We start from the raw sequence: 19382 nt of genomic DNA on the forward strand, positions 1-19382 counted from the left end.
GTTTCGCCCTCCCTAGCTCAGCAATTGGCGACAGATGTCGACGAAATGGTCGGTCCAGCCGGTCAGCAGACCGAGCAGGACCAGCCAGACCAGCAGCAGGAAATGCCAGTAGATGGTGCACAGCTCCACGCTCAGACTTATGTCATCCGTCGCAGCGTCGTGTCGCCACACCTTGGCCGAGGTTCTGCCAAGCGCCACCAGGCCGCCCGTCAGGTGCAGCCCGTGCACCGCAGTCAACAGGTAGAAGAAGGAATTGGCGGGATTGGACGCCATGAAATATCCGGCGGCGTTGAGCTGTTGCCAGGCCAGAAGCTGCCCGGCGAGGAAGATAACTGCAGATGCTCCGCCTGCGAGCAGGCCCACCATGACGCCGTCAATGTCGTGTCGGCGCGCGGCCACATACGACCATTGCAGCGCGACGCTGCTCAGGACCAGGACGCCCGTGTTGAACCACAGCAGGGTCGGCACGGGCAGGGCCCGCCAGTCCACCATGGCCATGCGCATGGAGTAAGCGCTGATGAAGAGCACGAACAATCCGCTTGCGACGGCGAGAAACACGCCAAGTCCGATCTTCGCTGCCGGCCAGGTCATGGCGTCCGTGCCGGGGAAGTCACTCATCGGACCTTCCTCCAGCCAGGGTTTTGCCGTCAGCCGTTGCTGCGACAGCCACCATCCCGCGATGACCGCAATCACAGCCAGGAACAGGATGATGGCGCTCACGAAGCGGCTCCCTGAACGGCCGGCGTCGCACGCGGCGGCTGGTTCTGCGGAATGAAGTCCTGCTCGGCGCCCGGTACGCTGTAATCATACGCCCAGCGATAGACGATCGGGAGCTCCTTGCCCCAGTTGCCGTGGCCGGGCGGCGTCTCCGGCGTCTGCCACTCCAGCGTCGTCGCGCGCCATGGATTGCCGCCTGAGGGCTCACCTTTGAACAGACTCCAGAAGAGATTGAACAGGAACACCATTTGGCTGAAGCCGACGGTCAGGGCCACCACGGAGATGAAGGCATTCAGTGAATGCGCCGACGGCGGGATGAACGCCGCGTCGCCGAGTTCGAAATAACGACGCGGAACCCCCAGCAGTCCAAGGTAGTGCATGGGGAAGAAGATCAGGTAGGCGCCGAGGAAGGTGACCCAGAAATGAAACTTGCCGAGCACGTCGTTCAGCATTCGTCCCGTGACCTTGGGATACCAATGATAGATTGCCCCAAGCACGACCATGATTGGTGCCACACCCATCACCATGTGGAAATGCGCCACGACGAACATGGTATCGGAGAGGGGCACGTCCACGACGACGTTGCCGAGGAAGAGGCCGGTGAGTCCGCCGTTCACGAAGGTGATGATGAAGCCGAGGGCAAACAGCATCGGCACCGTGAGATGAATGTCGCCGCGCCACAGGGTCAGCACCCAGTTGTAGACCTTGATCGCCGTGGGGATTGCGATGATCAGCGTCGTCGTGGCGAAGAAGTACCCGAATTGCGGGAACATGCCACTCACATACATGTGGTGCGCCCAGACGATGAAGCTGAGCGCGCCGATGGCCACGATGGCCCAGACCATCATCCGATAACCAAAGATGTTCTTGCGCGCATGCGTGCTGATCAGATCCGAGACGATGCCGAAGGCGGGGAGCGCGACGATGTAGACTTCGGGATGGCCGAAGAACCAGAACAGGTGCTGGAAAAGCAGCGGACTGCCGCCGCCATATTTCGACAGCGTGCCCATCTCGACGAGCGAGGGCATGAAGAAACTGGTGCCCAACAGACGGTCGAGCAGCAGCATCACCGAGGCAACGAAGAGCGCGGGGAATGCCAGCAGTGCCATGACGGTGGCGGTGAAAATGCCCCACACCGTCAAGGGCAGACGCATCAGCGTCATGCCGCGGGTGCGCGCCTGCAGCACCGTCACCACATAGTTCAGCCCGCCCATGGTGAAGCCGATGATGAACAGGATCAGCGACGACATCATGAGAATGATGCCCCAATCCTGCCCGGGTGTGCCGGAGAGAATCGCCTGCGGCGGGTACAGCGTCCAGCCGGCGCCGGTCGGGCCTCCCGGCACGAAGAATGTCGAGGCCAGGACCAGGACTGCGAGCAGGTAGACCCAGTAGCTCAGCATGTTCACATAGGGGAAGACCATGTCCCGGGCGCCGACCATCAGCGGGATCAGGTAGTTGCCGAAGCCTCCCAGGAACAACGCCGTGAGCAGGTAGATCACCATGATCATGCCGTGCATGGTGATGAACTGGAGGTACTCATTGGCATCGATGAAGGAGAAGGTGCCGGGAAATCCCAGTTGCAGCCGCATCAGCCACGACAGGACCAAAGCAACCAGCCCAATGGCCGAAGCTGTCAGCGCGTACTGGACGGCAATGACCTTGGCATCCTGCGAAAAGACATACCGTGTCCACCAACTCTTCGGATGGTAGAGCTCGACATCGGGCACTTCGGCAGGCGGAATGCCGGCGATCCCATCATATGGAACATCGACCATAGAGTACCTCCTCGGTCGTTTCCTTCGGGCGGATGAAATGCGCTGGCTCGCGCGCCCGATCTATGTTTCGCGGCATTTGCCTATTTGCCGCCGGATTGGTACGTCGCCCTCACAACGGCTTTTCGACCTGACAACTCGGCGAACGTCTTCTGCTGCTCGAGCCAGGCGTGATAGTCGCTCTCTTCCTCGACGATCACCTTGGCCCGCATCTGATAATGAGCGGCGCCACAGAGCTCCGCGCACAGAACATCGAAGGTCCCTGTCCGGATCGGCTTGATCCAGAAATAGGTGACCATGCCCGGCACCATGTCCATCTTGGCCCGGAACTCCGGCACATAGAAATCGTGCAGGACATCGATGGAGCGCAGCAGGACCTTGACCGGCTTGCCGATCGGAAGATGCAACTCGCCATTTTCGATCACGACGTCGTCCTGCCCATGTGGATCGTCGTGATAGAGCCCCATCGGGTTCTCGGGTGTAATATTGCGGACATCGGACGTGCCCAACCGGCCATCCTTGCCTGGCAAGCGGAAACTCCATTGCCATTGCTGGCCCATGATCTCCACTTCCGTCGCGTCCGCCGGAACTGTTACGAACTGGTGCCAGACGACCAGGCCGGGCGCGAGCATGGCGGCGACGCCGACGCCGGTCCCGACGCTGAGCCACCATTCAAGCTTCTTGTTTTCGGGATTGTAGTCTGCCCGTCTTCCCTCCCTATGGTGGAAGCGAAAGACACAGTAGGCCATGAACGCGATGACCGCGGTAAAGACAGCCCCGGTGATCCAGAACGTGATGTTGATCGTCTGGTCGATGTAGTTCCAGTTGGTTGCAATCGGCGTCCACCACCACGGGCTGTAGAGGTGAAACAGCACCGAGCCTATCGCGACCAACAGCAGTATCAGTGCGACAGCCATCCTGATCCATCCTTGCCATCAAGGCTGCGGATACGAATCCAGGGCGAAGCTCAAGTCTGTCGCGATGGCCGACTTATCTGCGTTGGCACAATTGGCCACCGCCGCGCCTCTTGCTTCTCCCATTCACCCGGCCGCGATATCAAGAGACAAGTCGCGACCGCCAGCCTCATCGGAGCTGGGGGCGTCTAGACTTTTAAAATGATCCCCGTCGAACCCGGCGTCAATAGCTCAAGTGCATACTGACGTGCTGACGCGGAGCGGACGACTCTTCGCCGTGCACCGCGGCGAGCCGTCAGTCGCGCGCGTTGGGTGGTGCGTCGCACAAACCTGGTGGTGTGCAGATGCACAATTCATCTCACCGAGAACGCTGCTTGGCTCCAATTGCTGACCGCGTTAAGCTCGTCAGGCAGGTCGCGACGGGTTCCGTCGGGCCAGGCTCGTTTCGTTGAACCTGGGTTTGCCGTACTCAGCCCGATCGCGTTTCCCGCTCATGAGGCGGACACGCGTGGCTTGAAAGCGCGTCGTTTCACCGCCGCGACCTTCAGCACGGGAGGGTGCGTTCCATGGCCACTCTGTACTCCGACAACATCGTAAAGCGGCACTTGTTCGGCGAGGCGGCCTCTTACCCCATTCGCAAGATCAGCCTGTCCGACTTGGCAGAAGCGCTGCGTCTGGGTTGGGAGGATTTCAAGGCGATGCCGAGTCATGCGCTCGTCGTATGCTTGATTTATCCCATTCTCGGTCTCGTCCTGTTCAGGATGGTTCTTGGCTATTCGGTGCTGCCGCTCTTGTTTCCGCTGGCCGCCGGGTTTGCCTTGGTCGGCCCCTTTGCCGCGATCGGTCTCTACGAGCTCAGCCGTCGCCGCGAGCGCGGCGAGGACGTCGAAGCATGGGACGCGATCAAGGTCCTGCGCGCGCCATCGTTCGGCGCCATGATCGAGCTTGGCGTGCTCCTGCTCGTCCTGTTCGGGGCCTGGATCGGCGTCGCGAATGCGATCTACGTCACGATCTTTGGTAACGCGCCAGCTGCCAGCATTCCCGACTTCGCAACGCGCGTGCTGATGACGCCGGAAGGATGGTCTCTCATCATTGTCGGTTGCGGTGTCGGCTTCCTGTTTGCGGTCGTGGCCCTATGCGTCAGCGTCGTGTCGTTTCCGTTGATGCTCGACCGGCATGCAACCGCGATCGATGCGATCCGCACGTCGCTGCGGGCCGTGGCCGCCAATCCGGCTGCGATGGCCGGGTGGGGGCTGATCGTCGCGGCGCTGCTCGTGATCGGCTCGCTGCCGCTCTTCGTCGGTCTCGCCGTCGTCCTCCCGGTGCTCGGTCATGCCACCTGGCATCTTTACCGGAGGGTGGTCGAGCCGAATCCGAATCCGCCGGACGAACCGCCGCCGCCCGCGAAGGGAAGGCGTTATGCAGCGGACTTTCCGGCCAATCTCTTCCCGTGGAGCCGCGAGGGCGAGCAGTAACAGCAAGTTGGCCGCTTCCGGCGGCCCACGCTCGAGGTAGGTGCAGAACTATTGCTTCGGAGCGATGAAGGTCGGCCCGACTGAGCGGATCGGCTTGTTTTCGTTCGTGGGCGTCGCAGTGGAATCCGCGGGCGCAGTAGGAGCGGCCGGGGCGTTCGCCGTGGCCGGCGGCGGTGGCGCGCCCTTCTTGCCGCTCGCCGGCGCGCCCTTGGTGAGCTGCCGCTGCTGCATCTTCTTGGCGCTTTCCTCGGTGACGATGATGTCACCCTGCTGCTCGACCGCCGCCTTGTCGTCGGCCGATTTCAGCGCGTCCGCCCAGCTCTGGCCCGCGGCCTTGCACGAGCAGGACGGGTTGAACTCGCTGCGGAATTTGAAGGCGTTCGGAAGTGCGGTGTAGGGCTGGCCGTTGACCGAGACCGCCGCGTTCATGTCCTCGCCGGGATTGCGATAGGCATAGAGCGCGGCGTCCGCCGCCGGGCACAGCGCCTTGCAGGTCCTCTCGTCATCCGGAAAGCGCGCGGGGACCGTCGCGAACGAAATCGGGAAGTAGGCACCGTCGCAGGTGCGGACACAGACCGTACGATAAGTCCCCGATTGCGGGCCGAGATCCGCGGGCGGTGCGCCGACCGGGTTTGGGTTGGCGTTGTTGCCGCCGCCGAACAGATTGCTGAGGAAATTGCCGGGGCCTTGCGACTGCGCAGCGTTGGCATATTGCGGGCCGCAGTTGTTCTGCGCGAGCGCGACCAGTACCGAGCGGCGCTGGTTGTCGCGGTCGGGGCTGTAGCTGCCAGGACCGCCGTTGCGCAGCCGCTCGAGGCTGGAGGTGATCTGGTCGAGATTGGCCCGCATCTGCTGGATCTGGTTATTCACCGGACCGCATTGCGCCGACTGGTTGTTGAACAGCGAGAAGAAGCCGGAGCTGTCGCAGCCCATGCGCTTGGCCTGCAAGGTGAGGCGATCGAGCTCCGCCTGCTGGCGGGTCGCCGAATCCTGGTAGCGGCGGATCTGGTCGTCCTTCGCGGGATCACCGCTTCCGCCGCGGTCGAGCGCGGCAAGCTGGCCTTCCAGCCGCGAGCAGATCGGGTTCGTCGCCGGCGAGGCTTGCGTTGATGGCGGCGGGCCGGGGGGACCTGCTTGTGCGAGGGCATCAGTGCCGAGGGCGAGCGCGCTGATCAGCGCGGTGCCGGCAAGGATCGAACGGGAGCGAGAGAGAGACAAAAATTCCGGCATATCCGCCATTCTAGCGATGTCACGGCCCCAAACATGGGGCCCGTGCGCGCCCTCCAATACCCGCTTCTCAGGGCATCGTCACGTCGTTTCGGGGGCGAAGATTGGACCTAAAGTCCCCCAGCTCCGACCGAATTCAGCGCTGGCAGGTGATTGCGACATATTCGTCGCAATGGCCATGGGAGCAGTTTGCGCCGGATTTGGGGACAGAACCGGTAATTTCATCGGGATCGACCCGGCGATAGGACGAGGCCTGGGCAAAGTCGCGGGACTGGCAATAGGAGCGGGCGGCGTGCGCGCCGCATCGGTCGCCTTTGGCCAGGCACTGGTCGACGCCATAGCCGTCCGCCTGGTTGGCGATGATGAAGACCCGGGTCTCCGCCGAAGCGTTGGACGCGGCGACGATGAAGGCACAGCAAAGAAGTGCCGGGAGGGATCGCATGAACTGCACCGTGGCTTGGGAGGAACCGCCACCACATGAATAAACTCAAAAGGTTAAGGATGATTAACCCTGATGACGGGAGGCAGGCGCTTTGAGTAGAGAAAGCGGCTTTTTCGCGGCTCACTTGACGGCAGCCCCGCTTGTGGCCCATATGTTCCGCATGAACGGTCTCCTCGCCATTTGCGCCATTTGCCGCGAGATTACGAGCTAGCGATTCGCTGGCTGGAGCCGTCTTTTCTCAAAAACATTGAGAGCCTTGGACGCCCGGCCAACAGCCGATGGGTATCCATATGGAATTGCGTCTTCACGATACGCTGACGAGAGAAAAGCGGCCCTTTGTGCCGCTCGATCCGAAGAACGTCCGCATGTATGTCTGCGGACCGACCGTCTACGACTTCGCCCATATCGGCAATGCGCGGCCGGTGATCGTGTTCGATGTGCTGTTTCGGCTGCTCCGCCATCTCTATGGCGAGGCGCACGTCAAATATGTCCGCAACATCACCGACGTCGACGACAAGATCAACGACCGTGCCGCGCGGGATTTTCCAGGGCTGCCGCTCAACGAGGCGATCCGCAAGGTCACCGAGGAGACGGTCCGGCAGTTTCATGCCGACGTCGACGCGCTTGGCGCGCTCAGACCAAGCGTCGAGCCGCGCGCGACCGAGCATATCGGCGAGATGCGCGAGATCATCGAAAAGCTCGTCGCCGGCGGCTTTGCCTACGCCGCCGAGGATCACGTGCTGTTCTCGCCGCATGCGATGAACGCGGCCGATTCCGAACTGCCGCGCTATGGCGCGCTGTCCAATCGCTCACTGGACGAGATGGTCGCCGGCGCCCGTGTCGATGTCGCGCCCTACAAGCGAGGCAACACGGATTTCGTCCTTTGGAAGCCGTCCACCCCGGGCGAGCCGTCATGGCCGTCGCCGGCCGGCATCAAGGTGCCGGGCCGTCCAGGCTGGCACATCGAGTGCTCGGCCATGGCCTGGAAGCATCTCGGCACGCATTTCGACATTCATGGCGGCGGCATCGATCTCGTGTTTCCGCATCACGAGAACGAGGTCGCGCAGACCTGCTGCGCATTCCACCAGTCGCGCATGGCGAACTACTGGATGCACAACGGCTTCCTTCAGGTCGAGAGCGAGAAGATGTCGAAGAGCCTCGGCAACTTCATCACCATCCGTGACCTGCTTGCGGATTGGCCGGGTGAGGTGCTGCGCCTGAATATGTTGAAGACGCAGTATCGCTCGCCGATCGACTGGACGCTGAAGTCGCTCGAGGAGAGCGGCAAGACGCTCGATGACTGGTATCGTGTCGCGGCGGACGTCGCGCCGGGCAAGCCGGCTGCGTCGGTGATCGAGCCCTTGCTGGACGACCTCAACACGCCGCAGACGATCGCGGCGCTGCACGGCTTACGCAACAGCGACGTCGCCGGCCTGGCGGCGTCCTTGCGGTTGCTCGGCTTTCTCTCTGAAAGCGCGGCGCAGTGGGAGGCACGGAAGCAAAAGGCCAGCGGCGTCGACGCGAGCGAAATCGATCGCCTGATTGCGGAGCGGACGGCGGCGCGTGCGCGAAAAGACTTCAAGGAGTCCGATCGCATCCGTGACGAGCTCGCCGCCAAGGGCGTCGTGCTCAAGGACGGCAAGGATGCCGACGGCAAGCCGGTGACGACCTGGGAGCTCTCGTGATGAAACGGCCCGACACGCCTTTTCCGAGGCATTGGCTCTATTACATTGCGCTGAAAATCGCGCTCCTTGCGGCCGCCGTGGCGCTGGTGCTCAAGCTCTATGGGATCTGGTGAAGACGATGGGACAGACTTTGCCAAAGCCCGCCTTGCGGCCGTTCCTGCCGGCCGATGTCCCGATGCTTGCCGCGATCTTCGCGTCAGCGATCGAGGAGCTGACCGGCGACGACTACAGCGAGGCGCAACAGGAAGCCTGGATGGCGGCGGCCGGGGACGACGAGTTTGGCCGCAGGCTGGCCTCCGACCTCACGCTGGTCGCAACGCTGGACGGCTCGCCGGTCGGTTTTGCCTCGCTGCGCGGCAGCGATCACATCCGCATGCTCTACGTGCATCCGGCGGTGAGCGGGCAGGGCATCGCGACCCTGCTCGTCGGTGCTCTGGAGAAGCTGGCCGGCAGCCGTGGCGCCACGAGCCTGACGGTCGATGCCAGCGACACCGCGCAGGGCTTCTTCGCCAAGCGCGGCTACACCGCCCAGCAGCGCAACAGCGTCACGATCAACGACGAATGGCTCGCCAACACCACCATGAAGAAGACGCTCGGAGCACCGCAATGAGCAAGGAGCGCCTTTATTCCGTGCGATCCTCTCTCTTCTCCCTCCCCCCTTGCGGGGGAGTGTTGGGGAGGGGGGTAGCCACAAACTCCCATCTCACCCGGGGCACCCCTCCCGACGATGCTGCGCATCGTCGACCTCCCCGCAAGGGGGAGGTGACAACAACGGGCGGCGTTGATGAGTACGCAACACAGAGAGCGCCTTTATCTTTTTGACACCACGCTGCGCGATGGCGCGCAGACCAACGGCGTCGATTTCACGCTGGCCGACAAGCAGGTCATCGCGCAGATGCTGGATGAACTCGGCATCGACTATGTCGAGGGCGGCTATCCCGGCGCCAATCCGCTCGACACCGAATTCTTCGCCGAGCGGCCAAAACTCGCGCAGGCCCGCTTCACTGCCTTCGGCATGACGCGGCGGGCGGGCCGATCGGTGTCGAACGACCCCGGCGTTGCCGCGCTGCTGGAGGCGAAGGCCGATGCGATCTGCTTCGTCGCAAAATCCTCCGTCTACCAGGTGCGCGTCGCGCTCGAGACCACGAAAGAAGAAAACCTCGCCTCGATCCGCGACAGCGTCAGCGCCGCGAAGAAGGCTGGTCGCGAGGTGATGCTCGATTGCGAGCATTTCTTCGACGGCTACAAGGAGGACACAGCCTTCGCGCTGGCGTGCGCGAAGGCTGCCTATGAGGCTGGCGCGCGCTGGGTGGTCCTGTGCGACACCAATGGCGGCACCATGCCGTACGAGGTCGAGACCATCGTCACGGAGGTGATCAACCACATCCCCGGCGATCACGTCGGCATCCACGCTCATAACGATACCGAGCAGGCGGTGGCGAATTCGCTCGCGGCCGTGCGCGCCGGCGCGCGGCAGATCCAGGGCACGCTCAACGGGCTGGGCGAGCGCTGCGGCAACGCCAACCTCTGTTCGCTGATCCCAACGCTGAAGTTGAAGAAGGAATTTTCCGATTCCTTCGAGATCGGCGTGACGAGCGACAAGCTCGCAAGCCTCGTCAAGGTCTCGCGCACGCTCGACGACATGCTCAACCGCGCGCCGAACCGGCACGCAGCCTACGTCGGCGAGAGCGCCTTCGTCACCAAGACGGGCATCCACGCCTCCGCCGTGCTGAAGGATCCGCAGACCTATGAGCATGTGGCGCCGGAGTCCGTCGGCAACCATCGCAAGGTGCTGGTCTCCGACCAGGCCGGGCGCTCCAACGTCATCGCTGAGCTCGACCGCGCCGGCATCGCCTATGAGAAAAGCGATCCGAAGCTGACGCGGCTGGTCGAGGAGCTGAAGGAGCGCGAGGCGCAGGGTTACGCCTACGAGTCCGCCAACGCCTCGTTCGACCTGCTGGCGCGCCGCACCCTCGGCAAGGTGCCGCACTATTTCGAGGTCGAGCAGTTCGACGTCAACGTCGAGCAGCGCTACAACGCGCTCGGCGAGCGCGTGACCGTCGCGCTCGCCGTGGTGAAGGTCGACGTCGCCGGCGAGCGGCTGATCTCGGCGGCTGAGGGCAACGGGCCCGTCAACGCGCTCGACGTCGCACTGCGCAAGGATCTCGGCAAGTACCAGAAATACATCGAAGGCCTGAAGCTGATCGACTATCGCGTGCGTATCCTCAATGGCGGCACCGGCGCCGTCACGCGCGTCCTGATCGAGAGCGAGGACGAGAACGGCGACAGCTGGACCACGGTCGGTGTGTCGCCCAACATCATCGACGCCTCGTTCCAGGCACTGATGGATTCAGTGATCTACAAGCTCGTGAAGTCAGGCGCGCCGGCGTAAGACCCGTGACCGCCGTCATACCCCGCGAAAGCGGGGTATCCAGTACGCCGCGGCTTCTCCGTGACGCCGCGGCGCCTCGGAATACTGGATCGCCCGGTCAAGCCGGGCGATGACAGCAGAGAGTGCGGAGAGGCCGCCAACGATGGGTGAGGGTATTACATGATCGACCACATCTCCGTCGGCGTCGGCGATCTCGATCGCTCGGCAAAATTCTACCAGGCCACGCTCGCAACGCTCGGGCTGACGCGGCTCGTGACGCGGCCGGGGACGGTCGGTTTCGGCAAGGCCTATCCGGAATTCTGGATCAATTTGCGCGCCGGCATGCCGCGCGTGCCGCCAGGGAGCGGGGCGCACATCTGCCTGCGGGCGAAGACGACTGCCGAAATCGACGCGTTTCACGCCGCGGCGCTTGCGGCGGGCGGCGCTTCCGACGGTGCGCCGGGCATCCGTCCGCACGACCGCGTGCGCTATTATGCGGCCTTCGTCACCGATCCCGACGGCAATCGGATCGAGGCGGTGACGTTTCCGAGCGAATAGCAGTTATCTTGAGCATGATCTCCGCGCAAACGCGTTCGGCGCTTGTCGCGAGGGAGAACCGCTTCGCACGTTTCCGGATCATCCTCTAGAGCTTCCGCGCAACCTCCGGCGCGAGGTTCTTCTCTGCTTCGGCCACCTTTGCTGCAGCCGCCGTCAGCTTTGGCAAAATCTCATCGACGCGATCGGCCTTGAGGATGTCGACGTTGAGGCCGGCGCGGATGAATTCCGTCTGGCGCATGTGCGACAGGAGCGAGAACAGCGGCTCCCAGAAATTGTCGATATTGGCGAGCAGCACGGGCTTGGCGTGACGGCCGAGCTGCTTCCAGGTGAGTTGCTCGACCAGCTCCTCCAGCGTGCCGACACCGCCGGGCAGCGCCACGAAGGCGTCGGAGCGTTCGAACATCAGCCGCTTGCGCTCATGCATGTCGGGCGTGACGACCATCTCCTGCACGCGGGTCAGCGCGTTCTCGCGCATCCGCAGGAAGTCAGGGATGATGCCGGTGACGGAGCCGCCGTGATCGAGCACGGAGGTCGCGACCGCGCCCATCATGCCGAGCGAGCCGCCGCCATAGACGAGGCGGACGTTGTTCTCCGCGAGCGCCTTGCCGAGCGCCTTGGCGCCTTCGATGAAACGGGGATTGGTTCCTGGGCCGGAGCCGCAATAGACACAGACGGTTTTGATAGTGCTCATTGAACCCATGATGCATTGCAGCGAAGGGGCGTCAAGTCCCATCGGTGATTCGGAGCTTCCGGAAATCTACCGGTAAATAGCGACAGATAATCAAAGAACTGACCTGTTGGCGGGGTGCGTTCGAGCCGGGAAGGCTCTATATGACAAGCGAAAACGGTTAATCGCAAACGGGCTCGCAACCGGCGGGCTTTTCAAGGCTGTCTATGGCTCACCCTCATTCGTCCCGCGCCGGTGACGACGTCCCTGCTTCAGCGCGCAATTCCGCGGAGCAGGCGACCCTGGCCGGAACGCTGGCGCATCTGTGGCCCTATATCTGGCCGAGTGACCGCTTCGACCTGAAGATGCGCGTGGTCTGGTCGATGGTGCTGCTGCTCATCGCCAAGCTCATCACGCTATCGGTGCCGTTCACCTTCAAATGGGCGACCGACGCGCTGACCGGCGCGAACACGGCGCCCGTGGAAGCCTCCAACTGGCATCTCTGGGTCATCGCTTCGCCCCTGGTCCTCACCGCAAGCTACGGGGCGACGCGCATCCTGATGGCGGTGCTGACGCAGTGGCGCGACGGCATCTTTGCCCGCGTCGCCATGCACGCGGTGCGCAAGCTTGCTACCATCACCTTCATCCACATGCACGAATTGTCGCTGCGCTTTCACCTCGAGCGCAAGACCGGCGGGCTGACGCGTGTGCTCGAGCGCGGCCGCGAGGGCATCGAGGTGATCGTGCGCATGGTGATCCTCCAGCTCATCCCGACCATCGTCGAGGTGTCGCTGCTGATGGCCGTGCTGTTCTGGCAGTTCGACTGGCGTTACGTGGTCGCAACTCTGATCACCGTCGTGATCTACATGTACTACACCTACGTCGCCACCGAATGGCGCATCGGCATCCGCCGCAAAATGAACGATTCCGATACCGAGGCGAACACCAAGGCGATCGACTCGCTGCTCAATTATGAGACCGTGAAATATTTCGGCGCCGAGGCGCGCGAGGCGCAGCGCTACGACCGTTCGGTCGAGCGCTACGAGGAGGCGAGCGTCAGGACCTACACCTCGCTCGCGGTGCTCAACACCGGGCAGGCCGTTATCTTCACGCTCGGGCTCACCGCAACCATGCTGATGTGCGCGATCGGCGTGCGAAGCGGGCGCAACACGGTCGGCGATTTCGTGCTGGTCAACGCCATGATGATCCAGCTCTACCAGCCCCTGAACTTCATGGGCATGGTCTATCGCGAGATCAAGCAGGCGATCATCGACATCGAGAAGATGTTCGACGTGCTGTCGCGGGAGGCCGAGATCAAGGACGCGCCCGACGCCAGGCCACTGGTGGTGTCCGCAGGCTCGGTGCGCTTCGAGGACGTACGCTTTGCCTACGAGGCGGCGCGGCCGATCCTCAAAGGCATCAGCTTCGAGGTGCCGGCCGGCAAGACCGTCGCGATCGTCGGACCGTCCGGGGCCGGCAAGTCGACGATCTCGCGGCTCCTGTTCCGCCTCTACGACGTCTCCGGCGGCAAGATCCTGATCGACGGCCAGGACATCCGCGACGTCACGCAGGGATCGCTGCGCGCCTCCATCGGCATGGTGCCGCAGGACACCGTGCTGTTCAACGATACCATCCGCTACAACATCCGTTATGGCCGCTGGGACGCAAGCGATGCCGACGTGGAGCAGGCAGCACGGCTCGCGCAGATCGACAACTTCATCCGCATGGCTCCGAAGGGCTATGAGACCCAGGTCGGCGAGCGTGGCTTGAAACTTTCCGGCGGCGAGAAGCAGCGCGTGGCGATCGCGCGTACCGTGCTGAAGGCGCCGCCGATCCTGGTGCTGGACGAGGCGACCTCGGCGCTCGACAGCCACACCGAGCACGAGATCCAGGGCGCGCTCGACCGCGTCTCGAAGAATCGCACCTCGCTGGTGATCGCGCACCGGCTCTCGACCATCGTCAGTGCCGACGAGATCATCGTGCTGGACCAGGGGCGGATCGCCGAGCGGGGGACGCACGCCAGCCTGCTGGCGTTCGGCGGGCTCTATGCCAGCATGTGGAACCGGCAGCGCGAGGCGGAGGCCGCGCGCGAGAAGCTCGCCAAGATCGCCGACTCCGCCGAGGCGCCGAACCGCGAGCCGCCGCCGGTCGATGACGTCCTCATCACACCGGCGGCCGCCGAGTGACCTTGTCTATGGTCCCAACTCTGGCCTAAACCTCTCCCGCGCGCGAGATGACCCGCGCGTCATCAACCCCAGGCGGCAGTTAGCGATGTCCATTCTCGATTCGATCCAACGGCAGATCCCGCCAATCCACAAGGAAGGGTATCCCTTCATCGGCATCTTCGCGCTGGTGAGCCTCTTCCTGTTCTGGCTCTGGTCGCCCCTGGGGTGGATCGGCACCGTGCTCACGGTGTGGTGCGCGCTGTTCTTCCGCGATCCTGTCAGGGTGACGCCGGTGCGCGAGGGGCTCGTGGTATCACCTGCCGACGGGCGGGTCTCGATGGTCACCATGGCGCTGCCGCCGGCCGAGCTCGGGCTCGGCGACCGGCCGCTGCCGCGGGTCTCGATCTTCATGAGCGTGTTCAACTGCCACGTGAATCGCAGCCCCATCGCGGGGCGGATCGATCGCATCGCCTACCGGCCCGGCCTGTTCATCAATGCCGAACTCGACAAGGCGAGCGAGGACAATGAGCGCAATTCGCTGGTGATCTCCTCGGCGCAGGGGCGGATCGGCGTCATCCAGATCGCCGGCCTCGTGGCCAAGCGTATCGTCTGCTTCGTCAAGGAGGGCCAGTCGATCGGAGCCGGCGAGCGGTTCGGCCTGATCCGCTTCGGCTCGCGGCTCGACGTCTATCTGCCGCTCGGCACGAGGGCGCTGGTCTCGGAAGGCCAGACCGCGATCGCCGGCGAGACGGTTTTGGCCGATATCGTCGCTGACGACACCGGCCGGTCCTACCGCGCCAGTTAACTATGACGTCGGCGAAAGGTAACTGCTAGCGCATTGGCGGGATGCGGGGCGGCTTGCTATATCAGGCTGGAGCGAGGTCAAAGCCATGACGCCCTACGACTTCAAGAACCCTGAGCGCCGCCGGCGGTTCCGCCCGATTCCGGTGCGGATGCTGGTGCCCAACGTCATCACGCTGCTGGCGATCTGCGCCGGCTTGACCTCGATCCGGCTGTCAATCGAAGGGCGGATGACGCTTGCGGTCTATGCGATCGTGTTCGCTGCGGCCCTCGACGGCATCGACGGCCGCATCGCGCGGCTGATCAAGGGCCAGTCGAAATTCGGCGCCGAGCTCGACAGCCTCGCCGACTTCGTCAATTTCGGCGTGGCGCCCGGCTTGATGCTGTATTTCTGGCAGCTCCATGAGCTGCGCAATGCGGGGTGGATCGCGGCCATGGTGTTCGCGATCTCCGGCGGCTTGCGGCTCGCGCGCTTCAACGCCACCATGGACGATCCCAATAAGCCGCCGTTCGCCTCGAACTTCTTCACCGGCATTCCGGCGCCCGCCGGTGCGATCACGGTGCTGCTGCCGATCTATGCGGCCTTCCTCGATCTCGGACGCTGGCCCGCGGCGGTGACGGCAGGCTACACGCTGCTGATCGCCTTCCTGATGGTATCTCGGCTGCCGGTGTTCTCCGGCAAAACGGTGCGCATGCGCGTGCCGCCGGAGCTGGTGCTGCCGGTGTTCGTCGGCGTGATCTTCTTCATCGCGCTTCTGATCAGCTATCCCTGGCACATCCTTCTGGCCGGCTCCGCGCTCTACCTGCTGGGCCTGCCATTGGGCTGGAGCTCCTATCAGAAGCAGGCGCGTGCATACGCCGCCGCGGCATCACCCGCGCCGGTCGGTGTCGCGCCGTCCGGTCCCGCGCCGACGCTGTCGCCGAACCTGCCGGAAACCCCACACGACGACCGGCCGGAGCGGCTGCATTAAGCCGCAGGTGCGGATATCTGCCATGAAGGCGCGCGCGTTGGGTTGACGCCCGATCTCGGCTATATCGCCACGGCCTGCGGCGTTTGCGATCTGCCGCGGCCAACAGGGGAGAGAACGCCGTGACGACATCCGCAACCGGGCCGCTGCCTGCATCCGTCCTCGAAGCGCTCGGCCGCTACGACACGCCGACGATCTGCAACGCCATGGAGATCGTGGCGCCTGAACGGCGGCTGATCGGCTTCACCACCAAGCCGCTGGTCTGCCCGTTCCCCGATCTGCCGCCGATCGTCGGCTATGCGCGCACGGTGACGATCCGCTCGGTGCTGAAATCCTCGCTTCCCGCCGAGGAGCAGGCCAAGCGCCGCATCGACTATTACGAATATGTCGGCACCGGCTTTGGTCCGCGCATCTCGGTGATCCAGGACATCGACGGCCCGGACGTCGGCTACGGTGCGTTCTGGGGCGAGGTGCAGAGCAACGTGCACAAGGCGCTCGGCTGCCTCGGCGTCGTCACCGACGGCTCCGTCCGTGACGTCCCGCAATGGGCGCCGGGCTTCCAGGCGCTCGCCGGCTCGATAGGCCCCTCGCATGCCTGGGTGCATGCGGAAAGCTTCGGCGGCGAGGTGCGGGTCGCCGGCATGACCGTGAAGTCCGACGATCTCATCCACGCCGACCGGCACGGCGCGATCGTGATCCCGCTCGACGTCGCGGCAAAACTGCCCGAGGCCGCCGAGCTTTGCGGCCGCCGCGAGACGCCGATCCTGGAGATCGCGCGCAGCCCCGACTTCTCGCTGGAGAAGCTGAAGGCCGCGCTGAAGCGTTCGGCGGAGATTCACTAGCATGGAGTGACGCTATGGACATGCGCGGCAAGACGGTGCTGATCACGGGCTCGACCGACGGGGTCGGCCGCTATGTCGCAAGCCGCCTGGCCGCCGAGGGCGCAAAAGTCCTCATCCATGGCCGCGACGCCGCGCGCGCGAAAACGCTGATCGACGAGATCGAGAAGGCCGGCCACGCCGAGCCGACCTTCTATAAGGCCGACCTGTCGTCGATGGCTGGCACGCAAGAGCTCGCGGGCGCCGTGATACGCGATCATCGTCGTCTCGATGTCTTCGTCAGCAATGCCGGAATCGGCTCACAGAACGGCGGGCCGCAGCGCCAGGAAAGCGCCGACGGTCACGAGCTGCGGTTTGCCGTGAACTACCTTTCGGGCTTCGTGCTCGCGCACGTCCTGCTGCCGCTGTTGAAGAGCGCAGCGCCATCGCGCATCGTCAACGTGGCCTCGCTTGGTCAGCATCCGATCGATTTCGACGATGTGATGATCACGAAGGGCTATAACGGTTCGCGCGCCTATGCGCAGAGCAAGCTCGCGCAGATCATGTTCACTATCGATTTCGCGGAGGAAGTGAAGAGCCTGGGCATCACCGTGAACGCCCTGCATCCGGCAACGTACATGAACACCACGATGGTGCGCGCCGGAGGCATCACGCCGATGTCGACGGTGGAGCAGGGTGGTGACGCGATCGTGCACCTTGTGAGCGGTGACGACGTTGCAGGCAAGAGCGGCCTGTTCTTCAACGGCATGAACGAGGCGCGCGCCAATCCGCAGGCCTATGACATCGAGGCGCGCAAGCGGCTGCGCGCGCTCAGCCTGAAGCTGACCGGCCTGTCGGGATAGCTCCGGCCCATTATGGTTAGCAAAGACTTGCGATCGGGATCGCCTCGCGGCAATTCGCCCGCGCGATGAGCCCGGCGATGTGGCCGGATCGAGGCGGCCGCACTTAACCTTTACGCGTCTTTAATGGCAGCTCTTTAGGGTTCCTCCGACGCGGTTCGGGGTTGGGCCGCGCCGCCGGCCAGGACGGCCGGTGTGTGGCGTGTGGGTTGGAGTCTCCCATGGATATCATGACGGGCGTCGGGCTCGTGGCCGGCCTCATCGTCATCTCGGTGATGATGATCATGGGTGGCGATCTCCACATGTTCATCTCCGAGCATGCGATGATCATCATCTTCGGCGGCTCGATCTCGGCGACCATGATCCGCTTTCCGCTCAGCGCGCTGCTGCACGGCCTGCCGCTCGGCGCCAAGTTCGCCTTCACGATGAGCCGGCTGTCGGCGCATGACCTCGTCGACGAACTCGCCCGCATCGCCGAGATCGCCCGCAAGCAGGGCCCGGTCGGCCTGGAAAAGGTCGAAACCGACGAGCCGTTCCTCGCCAAGGGCATCCGCTACGTCGCCGACGGCTACGACCTCGACTTCATCCGCGACAACCTCGAGCGCGATCGCGACAACTTCCTGATGCATCTGGACGAGGGCAGCAAGATCTACCGCGCCATCGGAGACTGCGCCCCGGCCTTCGGCATGATCGGCACCTTGATCGGCATGGTGCAGATGTTCGCCAACATGACCGACCCCTCCAAGCTCGGCCCGTTCATGGCGACCGCGCTGCTCGCCACGCTCTACGGCGCGCTGGTCGCGAACCTGTTCTGTCTGCCGATCGCCGACAAGCTGCACGGCAAGCTGCTCGACGAGGAGACCAACCGCACGCTGATCATCGACGGCATCCTGATGATCCGCGACTCCAAGAGCCCGACCCTGGTGCGCGAAATGCTGCTGGCTTACCTGCCGGAGAAGCATCGCCATGCCGAGGGCGAGCCGGTGCCGGCCTGATCAGCCACGCCGGGTTTAGGACATGGCCAAGAAGAAGCGCGGCGATGCACATGGAGGCGGTCACGGCTGGTTCGTGACCTTCGCCGACCTGATGGGCCTGATGATGAGCTTCTTCGTGATGCTCGTCGCGTTCTCGACCCAAGACGCCAACAAGCTCAAGATCGTCGCAGGCTCCATGCGCGACGCCTTCGGCATCCAGAGCGAGGCGCGCTATGCCGGCATCATCGAATCCGACGGCCTGCCAACGCGTCCCAAGCTGAAGAATGTCGATCACATCCAGCCCGAGGATGCGTCCAACACACCGACCCCGGATCAGCAGGATCGCGACCGCACCTCGGGCGCCAAGATCAAGGTCGATCGCGACTTCGCGCTTGCCGCGGCCTCGCTGCGCCAGGCGCTTCAGGACCTGCCCGAGCTCACCGAGATGTCCAAGCACATCATGTTCGAGGAGACCAAGCAGGGCCTCAATCTCGAGATCGTCGACCAGGACGGTCGCTCGATGTTTGCGGACGGCTCCAAGGTGCCCTATGACCGCACCCGCCGCCTGATCGAGAAGCTGGCGGTCCCGCTCAAGGCGACGCCGCTGCGGGTCTCCATCGTCGGCCATACTGCCGCGGGTTTCGTGCCGAACCGTAGCGACTACGGCGCCTTCGACCTTTCGGCAGACCGTGCCAATGCCGTGCGCCAGATCCTCGAGCATGAAGGGCTGCCGCCCTCGCACATCTTCGCCGTCTCCGGCAAGGCGGACACCCAGCCCCTGTTTCCAGACGATCCGTCACTGGCCGCCAATCGCCGCGTGACCATCACCCTGATGCGCGAAGATCCACCGCTGCCGCCGAATTTGAAGCCCTAAAGCGGATGAGATTAAGTACGGTCAGTCGCATTGGGAGACCTCTCCCTCCGGACGGCATCGCACCGATTCAACCAAAAACCATCCCGCTTTG

The 19382-nt window shown here is 63.8% G+C and carries 18 protein-coding genes; 12 read left to right on the forward strand and 6 right to left on the reverse strand.

Annotated features, from left to right (window positions below):
* Positions 1-12 precede the first annotated feature (12 nt).
* The 3 genes from QA640_RS19495 to QA640_RS19505 form a co-directional block, all read right to left on the reverse strand.
* Positions 13-720 carry a cytochrome c oxidase subunit 3 gene (locus QA640_RS19495; RefSeq protein WP_283042203.1) on the reverse strand — a complete coding sequence of 236 codons (708 nt, stop codon included), beginning with the start codon at positions 718-720 and terminating at the stop codon, positions 13-15.
* Complete coding sequence (locus QA640_RS19500) at positions 717-2495, reverse strand: cbb3-type cytochrome c oxidase subunit I (RefSeq protein WP_283042204.1); 1779 nt, start codon at positions 2493-2495, stop codon at positions 717-719. The genes QA640_RS19495 and QA640_RS19500 overlap by 4 nt, the downstream gene beginning before the upstream one ends.
* Positions 2496-2575: 80 nt before the next feature.
* Entirely contained in the window at positions 2576-3409 is an 834-nt protein-coding gene (locus QA640_RS19505) for a cytochrome c oxidase subunit II (RefSeq protein WP_283042205.1), read from the reverse strand.
* A gap of 563 nt (positions 3410-3972) precedes the next feature.
* Between QA640_RS19505 and QA640_RS19510 the strand changes: the two genes are divergently transcribed.
* A complete protein-coding gene (locus QA640_RS19510) occupies positions 3973-4881 on the forward strand; it encodes a DUF2189 domain-containing protein (RefSeq protein WP_283042206.1) in 909 nt (302 codons plus the stop codon).
* Between the two features lie 48 nt (positions 4882-4929).
* On the opposite strand, the gene QA640_RS19515 is transcribed toward QA640_RS19510, so the two are convergent.
* Together QA640_RS19515 and QA640_RS19520 are read right to left on the reverse strand one after the other, a co-directional pair.
* Positions 4930-6120, reverse strand: coding sequence for a DUF2865 domain-containing protein (locus QA640_RS19515; RefSeq protein ID WP_283042207.1), 1191 nt, complete (start codon positions 6118-6120; stop codon positions 4930-4932).
* Positions 6121-6244: 124 nt separating this feature from the next.
* On the reverse strand, positions 6245-6550 hold the full coding sequence (locus tag QA640_RS19520) for a hypothetical protein (protein WP_283042208.1): 306 nt from the start codon (positions 6548-6550) through the stop codon (positions 6245-6247).
* 290 nt (positions 6551-6840) lie between these two features.
* Here QA640_RS19520 and cysS point away from each other — a divergent pair, with 290 nt between their 5' ends.
* From cysS to QA640_RS19540, 4 genes are all read left to right on the forward strand, one after another.
* Positions 6841-8235, forward strand: coding sequence for a cysteine--tRNA ligase (gene cysS, locus QA640_RS19525; protein ID WP_283042209.1), 1395 nt, complete (start codon positions 6841-6843; stop codon positions 8233-8235).
* Between the two features lie 118 nt (positions 8236-8353).
* Positions 8354-8845, forward strand: a complete 492-nt coding sequence (locus QA640_RS19530; RefSeq protein WP_283042210.1) for a GNAT family N-acetyltransferase — start codon at positions 8354-8356, stop codon at positions 8843-8845.
* A gap of 174 nt (positions 8846-9019) precedes the next feature.
* The gene (gene cimA / locus QA640_RS19535) at positions 9020-10627 is read left to right on the forward strand and encodes a citramalate synthase (RefSeq protein ID WP_283042211.1); all 1608 of its coding nucleotides are present in this window, start codon (positions 9020-9022) and stop codon (positions 10625-10627) included.
* Positions 10628-10786: 159 nt separating this feature from the next.
* A complete protein-coding gene (locus tag QA640_RS19540; RefSeq protein ID WP_283042212.1) occupies positions 10787-11164 on the forward strand; it encodes a VOC family protein in 378 nt (125 codons plus the stop codon).
* A gap of 85 nt (positions 11165-11249) precedes the next feature.
* On the opposite strand, the gene QA640_RS19545 is transcribed toward QA640_RS19540, so the two are convergent.
* Positions 11250-11855, reverse strand: coding sequence for a TIGR00730 family Rossman fold protein (locus tag QA640_RS19545; protein WP_283042213.1), 606 nt, complete (start codon positions 11853-11855; stop codon positions 11250-11252).
* 203 nt (positions 11856-12058) lie between these two features.
* On the opposite strand from QA640_RS19545, the gene QA640_RS19550 reads away from it, so the two are divergent.
* From QA640_RS19550 to QA640_RS19580, 7 genes are all read left to right on the forward strand, one after another.
* A complete protein-coding gene (locus QA640_RS19550) occupies positions 12059-14017 on the forward strand; it encodes an ABC transporter ATP-binding protein/permease (RefSeq protein WP_283042214.1) in 1959 nt (652 codons plus the stop codon).
* A gap of 85 nt (positions 14018-14102) precedes the next feature.
* Complete coding sequence (locus QA640_RS19555) at positions 14103-14801, forward strand: phosphatidylserine decarboxylase (RefSeq protein ID WP_283042215.1); 699 nt, start codon at positions 14103-14105, stop codon at positions 14799-14801.
* An 85-nt stretch (positions 14802-14886) separates the two neighbouring features.
* Positions 14887-15768, forward strand: a complete 882-nt coding sequence (locus QA640_RS19560; RefSeq protein WP_283042216.1) for a phosphatidylcholine/phosphatidylserine synthase — start codon at positions 14887-14889, stop codon at positions 15766-15768.
* 119 nt (positions 15769-15887) lie between these two features.
* The gene (locus tag QA640_RS19565; protein WP_283042217.1) at positions 15888-16607 is read left to right on the forward strand and encodes an RraA family protein; all 720 of its coding nucleotides are present in this window, start codon (positions 15888-15890) and stop codon (positions 16605-16607) included.
* A gap of 14 nt (positions 16608-16621) precedes the next feature.
* Positions 16622-17446: an SDR family NAD(P)-dependent oxidoreductase gene (locus tag QA640_RS19570; protein ID WP_283042218.1), complete on the forward strand. Its 825-nt coding sequence runs from the start codon at positions 16622-16624 to the stop codon at positions 17444-17446.
* 218 nt (positions 17447-17664) lie between these two features.
* Positions 17665-18438 carry a MotA/TolQ/ExbB proton channel family protein gene (locus QA640_RS19575; protein WP_283042219.1) on the forward strand — a complete coding sequence of 258 codons (774 nt, stop codon included), beginning with the start codon at positions 17665-17667 and terminating at the stop codon, positions 18436-18438.
* Between the two features lie 22 nt (positions 18439-18460).
* Positions 18461-19291 (forward strand): flagellar motor protein MotB, encoded by an 831-nt coding sequence (locus tag QA640_RS19580; RefSeq protein WP_283042220.1) that lies wholly within the window; start codon positions 18461-18463, stop codon positions 19289-19291.
* The last annotated feature ends 91 nt before the right edge of the window (positions 19292-19382 follow it).

The organism is Bradyrhizobium sp. CB82 (genome assembly GCF_029714405.1).
Classification (GTDB): domain Bacteria; phylum Pseudomonadota; class Alphaproteobacteria; order Rhizobiales; family Xanthobacteraceae; genus Bradyrhizobium.